Genomic DNA, 7,681 nt, shown 5'->3' on the forward strand with positions numbered 1-7,681 from the left:
CTGGAGAGGTCCCAAAACCCCCAGTTCCACTGCTTGAAGCGTAGTCACGTCCCCGATCGTGCGTGTGGGGATTCAACACGCGGTCAAGATCGAGTAAAGCCGGGTTGTCCGGGACCCGACCCCGCGCAGGCGCGCCGTCCCAGTAACGACTACCTTCACCTATAGCAACCTTGTAGGGACAGCATCAGCCGAGACCGCAAAGGGGTTCCAGTGGCCGCAAACGACGACTCCGCCACTCTGAAGTACCCGGGTGGTGAGTTGGATCTCGACATCGTCCACGCCAGCGAGGGAGCCGACGGCATCGCGCTCGGCTCTCTGCTGTCCAAGAGCGGATATACGACGTTCGACAACGGCTTCGTCAACACCGCCTCGTGCAAGAGCTCCATCACCTACATCGACGGCGACGCCGGCATCCTGCGCTATCGCGGTATCCCGATCGAGCAGCTCGCAGAGAAGTCGACGTTCATCGAAGTGAGTTACCTGCTGATCTACGGCGAGCTGCCGACCAAGGAGCAGCTGGCCACTTTCACCCGCCAGATCCAGCTGCACACCATGCTGCATGAGGACCTCAAGCGGTTCTTCGACGGCTTTCCGCGCAACGCCCACCCGATGCCGGTGCTGTCCAGCACCGTCAACGCGCTCTCCGCGTACTACCCGGATTCGCTTGACCCGATGGACACCGAGCAGGTGGAGCTGTCGACGATCCGGTTGCTGGCCAAGCTGCCCACCATCGCCGCTTATGCCTACAAGAAGTCGGTCGGACAGCCGTTCCTCTACCCGGACAACTCGCTGACGCTGGTGGAGAACTTCCTGCGGATGACGTTCGGGCTGCCCGCCGAGCCCTACGACCCCGACCCCGAGGTCGTTCGGGCGCTCGACATGTTGCTCATCTTGCACGCCGACCACGAGCAGAACTGTTCGACGTCGACGGTGCGGCTGGTGGGTTCGTCGCAGGCCAACCTGTTCACCTCGATCTCCGGCGGTATCAACGCACTGTGGGGCCCGCTGCACGGTGGCGCCAACCAGGCCGTGCTGGAGATGCTGGAGGAGATCCGCAAGAGCGACGACGACGTCGGCGAATTCGTACGGAAGGTCAAGAACCGCGAGGCCGGGGTGAAGCTGATGGGCTTCGGCCACCGGGTCTACAAGAACTACGACCCGCGCGCTCGCATCGTCAAGGAGCAGGCCGACAAGATCCTGGCCAAGCTGGGCGGCGACGACGACCTGCTGGACATCGCCAAGGAGCTTGAAGAGGCGGCGCTGACCGACGACTACTTCATCGAGCGCAAGCTCTACCCGAACGTCGACTTCTACACCGGCCTGATCTACCGGGCGCTGGGCTTCCCGACGCGGATGTTTACCGTGCTGTTCGCCCTCGGGCGGCTGCCCGGCTGGATCGCCCATTGGCGTGAGATGCACGACGAAGGCGACAGCAAGATCGGCCGTCCCCGCCAGATCTACACCGGCTACACCGAGCGCAACTACGCCACCATCGATTCCCGCTAGGTGGCCGGGCGGGGCCCGGCGAACACCGCTGTAAGTACCGCCATCGCAGCGTTGTGGCCGCCGATGCCGGAGACCGCTCCGCCGCGGCGGGCGCCCGAGCCGCACAGCAGGATTCGCTCGTGGATGGTTGCCACACCCCACTGCCGTGCCGGGGTATCCAGCCCGTCGTCGTCGTCAGCGAACGGCCAGCGCAGTGCGCCGTGGAAGATGTTGCCGCCCGTCATCCCCAGCGCGTGCTCCAGGTCCAGGGTGGTAGTCGTCTCGACACAGCGCAGGCCGTTCGCGTCATTCATCACCACGTCCTGAATCGGTTCGGCGAGAATGGAATTCAGCGACGCCAACACTGCATCGGTGAGCGTGTCGCGCTCGGCGCCGAATACTGGATGGGGTGTGTGCAGGCCGAACACCGTCAGGGTCGCAGCGCCCGATTCGCGCAGCGCGGGGGACAGGATGCTCGGGTCGGTCAGCGAATGGCAGTAGATCTCGCACGGAAGTGGGTCGGGCAGCGCTTTCGCGGCGGCCCGCGAATACGCCGCGTCCAGCTGTGTCCAGGTCTCGTTGACGTGAAACGTTCCGCCGAATGCCTGCTCGGGTCTCAGGCTGTCGTCGCGCAGTCGCGGCAGCCGCCGCAGCACCATGTTCACCTTGACCTGAGCGCCGTGAGCGGGTGTCGGTGACTGCTCCCCGAGCAGGCCGGCCAGCACCGCCGGTGTGACACCGGCGAGCACAAACCGGCCGCGCACCACGTGCTCGTCGTCGTGCCGGCGGTAGCGCACCTCGCCGTTCGGGTCGACCGCGTAAACCTCTGCGCTGGTGATGATTTCGGCTCCACGGCCAGTAGCCGCGGCGGCCAGCGCCGCGCTCACCGAACCCATGCCGCCGACTGGGACGTGCCACTCCCCGACGCCGCCGCCGATGAGGTGATACAGGAAACAGACGTTCTGCTGCAGCGACGGGTCGTCGAGCCGGGCGAAGGTGCCGATCAGCGCGTCGGTCGCCACCACGCCGCGCACCAGGTCGTTGCCGATCGCATCGGCGATCGCGTTGCCAATCGGTCGATCGACCATGGCTCGCCAGGCCGCGGCCGCTTCGGCGCCGCCGCTGTCGACGACCTCTCGGCGGGCCTGCTCGCGAGTGCGCAACGGCTCCAACAACGTTGGCCAGAGTCGCTCGGTCACCAGTCGGCAGCGCCGATAGAACGCAGCGAAGGCCCGCTCGTCATCGTGGGCGCCGACGGCGCCGAAGGTGGAGTGTGGGCCGACCAGCAGGCCGGTGCGTCCTGCCGTGGCCGGATCGGGCGTATAGGACGAATACGGCCGCCGGGCCAACCGCACCGCCGCACCGAGGTCGTCGGTGATGCGGGCCGGCAACAGGCTCACCAGGTAGGCATATCGCGACAGCCGGGCGTCGACACCGTCGAAGATCTGCGATGACACCGCGGCGCCGCCGACCTGGGCCAGCCGCTCCAGCAGCCGTACCCGCAGGCCGGCCCGGGCCAGGTATGCGGCCGCGACCAGGCCGTTGTGTCCGCCACCCACGATGACCACGTCGACGTCATCCGGGTCGGCAACCATCGGTCAGCCCAGGTAGCCCTCGACTTGGCCGGGCGGGCGCACCGCGGCCTGGCCCGGGTCGCCACCGGTTTCGCGCAGCGCCCGACGCTGCCGAAGCAGATCCCAGCATTGGTCGAGTTCGGTCTCGATGCGGCGCAGCCGCTCGTGCTCCTCGGACGCACTGATGTCGCCGTGCTGTAGCTGCGCCCGAAGTGCCTTCTCCTCAGCGACCAGACCGTGGATATGCGTCAGGGCGGCGCTGTCTGTGTTGTCGGTCATTTTTGGTCCTCTTCCACGAATCAAGTGTGCCGGACTAGGGTCGCATCCGTGCCAAGCAAACCTGAGATCGACTTTCCGAGCGGCCCAGCGCCCGCACAACTCGTCATCGAAGACCTGGTGGTCGGGGATGGACCCGAAGCCGTGCCGGGCGGCATCGTCGAGGTGCACTACGTCGGCGTCGAGTACGACACCGGCGAAGAATTCGACAGCTCATGGGGTCGCGGCGAGCCCATCGAATTCCCGTTGCGCGGTCTCATCCAGGGATGGCAGGACGGCATCCCCGGAATGAAGGTGGGCGGCCGGCGTCAGCTAGTGATCCCACCCGCCCAGGCCTATGGGCCGGTCGGCTCAGGGCATCAGCTGTCAGGCAAGACGCTGATCTTCGTGATTGACCTGCTCAGTACCCGCTAGCAAGAGAGAGGACCCAATGGCGGGATCCGATGAAGCACCCGACGCCACCGAGTGGCGACGAACCTCGAAGTTCTACCGGCGATATTCCGGCCTGCCGTGGTTGATCGGCTTGGTCGTTATTCCGTTGCTGCTGGCGGTAATCGGCTACGGCGACCTGGGCCGGACCGGATCGATGGTCAACGGGCCGACGGGCGCGTTGCCAACGCTAAACCCGCCCAAGCCGTCCGGCGGCGCGCCGAACACACCGACGATTCCACCGGTGTCGCTGGCACCGGTGTCAATCACCCGCAGCGGCAACGACATCAAGCTCTCCGGTGACATGCCCACGCTTGAGGCAAAGGAGTCGCTACTGGCGGCGCTGAAGGCGGGCTTCGGACCGAATATCAGCATCGTCGACAACCTACGGATCAACCCGGACACCACTTCTCTCGATTTCTCCAATGCTGCACCGGTTTTCAAGGCCGCGGCGTCGGTTCCCGATTTCGGTCTCACCGTCAAGGGGGACACCATCACCCTGATCGGGACGACGGGTTCGGGCGGGCAGCAAAACGCCATCGAGGAGGCAGCCGACGCGGCCTGGCCGAATTTGAATATCGTTGACACGATGGGGATCGGCGGTCCCGTCACTGCGAGCGCACCCCCGGGCCCGGCACCGGCTCTTGGCCCGGGCAATGCCTGCGCCAACCTGCGATCGGATGTCAAAGCCTTTGGCCCGATTACCTTTGCCACCGACGGGTACGCGCTGACGCCGGCCGCTGAGCAGACACTGAACCAAGTTGCCGACAAGCTGAAGACCTGCCCGGGGGTGAACGTGACCGTCAACGGCTATACCGACAACACCGGTAACGACGCCATCAACAACCCGTTGAGCACTAACCGTGCGGACGCCGTCGTGGATTACCTGATCGCACGAGGTGTCACGCGTGATCACCTGACCGCGAAAGGTTTCGGTGCTGCCGACCCGGTCGCTGACAACAACAGCCCGGACGGCCAAGCCAAGAATCGCCGCGTCGAAATCGTGGTCAGCTAAGGAGAATCCGACATGGACTTCGTCATCCAATGGTGAGCCACTCGAACTACGGGCTGGTCGGCCTCGCTTTCCTGCTCGGCTTGTTCCTGACGTTCGCGCTGACGATTCGGCGCGTCAAACGTGAAGTGCCGGTGAGGTCTTCGGCTACTGCTGCCGCCGCGGCTGTGAAGAGCCCGTTAGAGGCTGAGACAACGAAGATCAAAGCGGTCGCAGACAGTCCCTACGGTGCGGGTTCGGCCCGCCCCGGAGCCGACGGCAGCGGTCCGGAGGGTTGGCTGGTGAAGGGCAACGAGGATTCCATGCTTTACCACACCCCCGACAGCCCCCACTACCAGCAGACCATCGCCGAAGTCTGGTTCAAAGACGAGGAATCCGCCGAGCAGGGTGGGTTCACACCGTGGCACAAGGGCAGAAACAAAAAGTAGGGTTCACACCCCTGGCGTGAGCGTCAGCTCGGGCCGGGCAGACGCAGCATCAGCCGCACTCCGCCCAACGGGCTGTCCTCCAGCGACGCCGTACCGCCGTGCAGGTGTGCTTGCTGGGCCACCAGCGCCAGACCCAGACCGGAGCCCGAATGCGACGCGGTTGATCCTCGGGAGAAACGCTCGAACACCACCTGGCGCTCATCCTCAGGTACTCCGCCGCCGTTGTCGTCGACCGCGATTTCCACGCCCGCCCGCGAGCTGACCGCGGACAGCTGAACACGGGTGGCGCCACCGTGTTTGACGGCATTCGCGATCGCGTTGTCGACGGCAAGACGCAGGCCCGCGGGCAGCCCGACGATGATGCAGGTGGGCGACGGCACCAGCGACACGTCGAGGTCGGGATAGATCCGCATGGCGTCGTGTGCCGCGCGGTCGAGCAGCTCGGTGATGTCGACCGGCACCTGATCCTCCGACGTCGACAGCTCACCCTGGGCCAGCCGCTCCAGGGCGGACAACGTGGCCTCGATCCGCGATTGGGTCCGGATCACGTCGTGGAGCACTTCTTTGCGTTGCTCGTCCGGCAGGTCCAGGGTGGCCAGTACCTCGAGGTTGGTCCGCATCGCCGTCAGCGGCGTACGCAATTCATGCGAGGAGACCGCCGCGAAGTCCCGAGCCGACTCCAGGGCCTCCTTGGTCCGAAGCTGCTCGTTCCAGATTCGTTGCAGCATGCCCCGCAGGGCCTCGGCGATCTCGACGGCCTCGCTGGCGCCGCGCACTTGAACCTGCGGTCTCTCGTCGCCGGCGTCGATGGACCTGGTCTGTTGCGCCAACCGCTTGAACGGTCGCACCGCGAAAGTGGCCAGCAGCCAGGCGAACACAGCCGCCGCGCCGATCGAGAATGCGCAGATCAAGATCACCCGGCGGTGCAGGTTGTTGGTGTCGGCGATGGTGGCGTCATAGGTCGCGCCCACCGCCACCAACATCGGGTGCGGCGCTGGGATATTCACGGTGCGAACCCGATAGCGCACCCCGTTGACATAGGTATCGGCATAGCCGGCCGGCAACTCCGGCAAGGTGACTTTCGAGTTGGACGTGACCTCTTCACCGCCACGGCGCACGGTGATGACGGCATCTTGGTCGTTAGGGGATTTGGGGATTTCGCCGAGACCGCGGGGCAAAAACGGGATCGCGAAGCCGGCCGCCTCGTCCAGTCGGCGATCCAGCCGTTCCTTGCGGTCATTCGTGATGCCCACCCAAACGACGACGCCGACGATGAGCACCGGAATAGCCGCGCCGATGACCGTCGCCACCACTACCCGGGCACGCAGCGACGGCGTGCGGGTCACGATTCGCGACAAGAAGTTCATACTCGATCCCGTCACTGCATACGCAGTACGAATCCCACTCCACGGACAGTGTGCAGCAGCCGCGGGCCGCCTCCGGCTTCCAACTTACGGCGCAGGTATCCGATGAACACATCGACCACGTTGGTGTCGGCGGCGAAGTCGTATCCCCACACCAATTCCAGCAGCTGTGCACGCGACAGCACCGCGGTCTTGTGTTCGGCCAGCACGGCCAACAGGTCGAACTCGCGCTTTGTCAGGTCGACGTCTACGCCGTTGACTCGGGCCCGCCGACCGGGGATGTCCACTTCCAGTGGGCCGACGGTGATGGTTTCCGACGACGAGGTCGCGGTGGATCCGCGGCGGCGCAGCAGCGCTCGCACCCGAGCCACCAACTCGGCCAGCACGAACGGCTTGACCAGGTAGTCGTCGGCGCCGGCCTCCAGACCGGCCACCCGGTCGTCGACCGAACTGCGGGCACTCAGCACACAGACCGGGACGTCGTTGTCCATCGCGCGCAGGGCGGTGACCACGCTGACGCCGTCCAGCACCGGCATGTTGATGTCGAGCACGATCGCATCGGGCCTGGTCTCGGTGGCGCTCCGCAATGCCTCGGCGCCGTCAACCGCGGTCGACACTTCGAAGCCCGATAACCGCAATCCACGTTCCAGGGAGGCCAGCACGTCGGAGTCGTCGTCGACAACCAAAACCCGGGGTGAGGTCACACCAGTGTCCATGCCGCCCATGATGCCTGATTGTCGCCCGTAGCTGTGGGAACCCTCGCTCGACGCACCCCGTTCAATTCGCTCGCGACAGCGGGAATCGGGAGGCGCCAGGTTCCGGCGGCAGCCGCAGCGAGTTCACCAGATAACTGACGGTGCGGTAGGTGCCCGCGAGCATGAGCAGTTCCAGCAGCGCCTCGTCGCAATGATGTGCGGTGAGCTCTGCCCAGAGCGCGTCGTCGACGGTGCAGCCCTCGTGCAGGCTGTCACACAACCGGATCAGCAGCCGATCGGCGTCGGTCCAGCAGGTGTCGTCGGGTCCGCCGACCGTCAACGAAGTGATTTGTGCTTCTGTCAGGCCGGCTTTGGCGGCGAAGACGCTGACGTGCACGCCCCATTCATACTCGGCGCC

At 65.6% G+C, this 7,681-nt stretch carries 8 protein-coding genes and 1 pseudogene; 4 read left to right on the forward strand and 5 right to left on the reverse strand.

The window, feature by feature from the left end:
* Nucleotides 1-210 precede the first annotated feature (210 nt).
* Entirely contained in the window at nucleotides 211-1,506 is a 1,296-nt protein-coding gene (locus VEI45_RS02740) for a citrate synthase (RefSeq protein WP_324849898.1), read from the forward strand.
* Here the strand turns inward: VEI45_RS02740 and VEI45_RS02745 are convergent.
* Both VEI45_RS02745 and VEI45_RS02750 read right to left on the reverse strand, forming a co-directional pair.
* Entirely contained in the window at nucleotides 1,503-3,080 is a 1,578-nt protein-coding gene (locus VEI45_RS02745; RefSeq protein WP_324849900.1) for an NAD(P)/FAD-dependent oxidoreductase, read from the reverse strand. The two genes, VEI45_RS02740 and VEI45_RS02745, sit on opposite strands and share 4 nt — an antisense overlap.
* A gap of 3 nt (nucleotides 3,081-3,083) precedes the next feature.
* Nucleotides 3,084-3,338, reverse strand: a complete 255-nt coding sequence (locus VEI45_RS02750; RefSeq protein ID WP_324849902.1) for a DUF2630 family protein — start codon at nucleotides 3,336-3,338, stop codon at nucleotides 3,084-3,086.
* A gap of 48 nt (nucleotides 3,339-3,386) precedes the next feature.
* On the opposite strand from VEI45_RS02750, the gene VEI45_RS02755 reads away from it, so the two are divergent.
* The 3 genes from VEI45_RS02755 to VEI45_RS02765 are packed head-to-tail and all read left to right on the forward strand — an operon-like array spanning nucleotide 3,387 to nucleotide 5,204.
* On the forward strand, nucleotides 3,387-3,749 hold the full coding sequence (locus VEI45_RS02755) for an FKBP-type peptidyl-prolyl cis-trans isomerase (RefSeq protein ID WP_324849904.1): 363 nt from the start codon (nucleotides 3,387-3,389) through the stop codon (nucleotides 3,747-3,749).
* A 16-nt stretch (nucleotides 3,750-3,765) separates the two neighbouring features.
* Nucleotides 3,766-4,779 carry an OmpA family protein gene (locus tag VEI45_RS02760; RefSeq protein ID WP_324849906.1) on the forward strand — a complete coding sequence of 338 codons (1,014 nt, stop codon included), beginning with the start codon at nucleotides 3,766-3,768 and terminating at the stop codon, nucleotides 4,777-4,779.
* A gap of 32 nt (nucleotides 4,780-4,811) precedes the next feature.
* On the forward strand, nucleotides 4,812-5,204 hold the full coding sequence (locus tag VEI45_RS02765; RefSeq protein ID WP_324849909.1) for a hypothetical protein: 393 nt from the start codon (nucleotides 4,812-4,814) through the stop codon (nucleotides 5,202-5,204).
* A gap of 23 nt (nucleotides 5,205-5,227) precedes the next feature.
* On the opposite strand, the gene VEI45_RS02770 is transcribed toward VEI45_RS02765, so the two are convergent.
* From VEI45_RS02770 to VEI45_RS02780, 3 genes and pseudogenes are all read right to left on the reverse strand, one after another.
* Complete coding sequence (locus tag VEI45_RS02770) at nucleotides 5,228-6,571, reverse strand: HAMP domain-containing sensor histidine kinase (RefSeq protein ID WP_324849912.1); 1,344 nt, start codon at nucleotides 6,569-6,571, stop codon at nucleotides 5,228-5,230.
* Between the two features lie 11 nt (nucleotides 6,572-6,582).
* A complete protein-coding gene (gene prrA, locus VEI45_RS02775) occupies nucleotides 6,583-7,293 on the reverse strand; it encodes a two-component system response regulator PrrA (protein WP_324441440.1) in 711 nt (236 codons plus the stop codon).
* Between the two features lie 52 nt (nucleotides 7,294-7,345).
* A pseudogene (locus VEI45_RS02780) lies at nucleotides 7,346-7,681 on the reverse strand (carboxymuconolactone decarboxylase family protein); the annotation flags it as partial.

Source organism: Mycobacterium sp. (genome assembly GCF_035623875.1).
GTDB lineage: Bacteria > Actinomycetota > Actinomycetes > Mycobacteriales > Mycobacteriaceae > Mycobacterium.

Bases quoted from the DNA above. Each gene is read 5' to 3' on its own strand.
- VEI45_RS02760 (WP_324849906.1), top strand. From the start codon at position 3,766: ATGGCGGGATCCGATGAAGCACCCGACGCCACCGAGTGGCGACGAACC.
- VEI45_RS02770 (WP_324849912.1), bottom strand. From the start codon at position 6,571: ATGAACTTCTTGTCGCGAATCGTGACCCGCACGCCGTCGCTGCGTGCC.
- VEI45_RS02745 (WP_324849900.1), bottom strand. From the start codon at position 3,080: ATGGTTGCCGACCCGGATGACGTCGACGTGGTCATCGTGGGTGGCGGA.
- prrA (WP_324441440.1), bottom strand. From the start codon at position 7,293: ATGGGCGGCATGGACACTGGTGTGACCTCACCCCGGGTTTTGGTTGTC.
- VEI45_RS02750 (WP_324849902.1), bottom strand. From the start codon at position 3,338: ATGACCGACAACACAGACAGCGCCGCCCTGACGCATATCCACGGTCTG.